The sequence below is a fragment of the Bifidobacterium aemilianum genome (genome assembly GCF_003315635.1).
GTDB classification, from domain to species: Bacteria; Actinomycetota; Actinomycetes; order Actinomycetales; family Bifidobacteriaceae; genus Bifidobacterium; species Bifidobacterium aemilianum.
The window spans coordinates 1-634 of the sequence record NZ_PDCG01000042.1 but is presented as its reverse complement, the minus strand read 5'-3'; the positions used below and the strand labels follow the sequence as shown (position 1 = coordinate 634).

Below are 634 nucleotides of genomic sequence, written 5' to 3'. Positions count from 1 at the left end.
CCCTGAGACGACAGGCCCACAAGTCCCCTTCCCTCCCGCGAGACATTCCTTCTCCTCCCTACAGCAGGTTCCCCTCCTGCGTGTTTTTTTTTCCCTCCCGCCGACGGCCTCCGACACCCGCCTCGGTCTCGTGGGCTCGGGCCCTACGCCACCATCTCCCGCCTCGTCCGAACTTCCGGTCCGGGCGCCATCCGTTTCCTGCGCCGCTGCCGCTACATCCGAGTCCTCATCGACAGCATCCGGATCGGAGGGAGCCTGGTAGTCGATGTCTTCGTCCTCGTCCGCGCCGTTCTCCTGCTCCTGCTTAGCCTGAGCCCTTGCCCGCGTCGATTCCGCCACCTGCTCCAGGTCGACGTTGTATAGGAGCTGGACGGATTCCTCCTTGATTGCATCGATCATGGAGTTGTACATCTGGAAGCCCTCCCGCTGGTACTCGACCAGGGGGTCGCGCTGCCCCATGCCGCGCAGACCGATGCCGTCCTTCAGATAATCCATCTCATAGAGGTGTTCACGCCATTTCTGGTCCAGGACGGACAGGACCACCTGACGCTCCAGCTGGCGCATGGGGTCCGCACCCAGCTCCTGCTCACGCTTCCCATACAGGACCTTGGCCTGGGCGACCAGGTGTTTGGAC

The 634-nt window shown here is 63.2% G+C and carries 1 pseudogene; it reads right to left on the bottom strand.

The annotated features are described in order from the left end of the window. Positions 1-634 (bottom strand): annotated as a pseudogene (locus CRD60_RS08315) (hypothetical protein); the annotation flags it as partial.